This window comes from Acinetobacter sp. 1000160, assembly GCF_000588715.1.
Taxonomy (GTDB): Bacteria; Pseudomonadota; Gammaproteobacteria; order Pseudomonadales; family Moraxellaceae; genus Acinetobacter; species Acinetobacter courvalinii.
Map to the genome: position 1 here is coordinate 1 of NZ_JFWP02000033.1, position 625 is coordinate 625.

At 52.6% G+C, this 625-nt stretch carries 1 protein-coding gene; it reads left to right on the forward strand.

The genetic code is table 11. From position 1 onward, the window contains the following. The coding region (locus tag J699_RS00035) for an Ig-like domain-containing protein (protein ID WP_032883054.1) at positions 1-625 on the forward strand (625 nt) is incomplete at both ends.

Below are 625 nucleotides of genomic sequence, written 5' to 3' on the forward strand. Positions count from 1 at the left end.
CACACCAGTGGTGGTGATCAACCCGATTGCAGGCGATAACACCGTTAACGCAGCAGAAGCGGGTGTGGATCAAACGGTCAGTGGTGCGGTTGTAGGTGACTTCACTGCAGGTGATGCAGTGACAGTTGTGGTCAACGGCAACAATTACAACACCACCGTACAGGCGGATGGTACATGGAGCGTGACCGTTCCAGGTAGCGATTTGACTGCAGATGCAGACAGCACCATTGAAGTGACCGTGAATGTAACGGGTACAGGTCCGGTCAGTGCAGATCACAGCTATGTTGTGGATACCACTGCACCAGATACGACGGGTAGCACACTGACTGTTGCGCCAGTAACAGCAGACAACGTTATTAACGCAGCAGAATCTACTGGCACAGTAACAGTAACAGGTACCTTAACCGGTATCCCTGCAGATGCAGCCACCACAGTGGTGACACTCCTCATCAATGGCGTGACTTACACTGCAACCGTAGATGCAGCGACAGGTAACTGGACAGCTGATGTGGCAGGTAGTGACCTGTTGGCCGATGGCGATAAAACCATTGATGCCACAGCGACCTTCACCGATGCAGCAGGTAACAGCAGCAGCGTGACTGACACCCAAGTCTATAACGTGGAT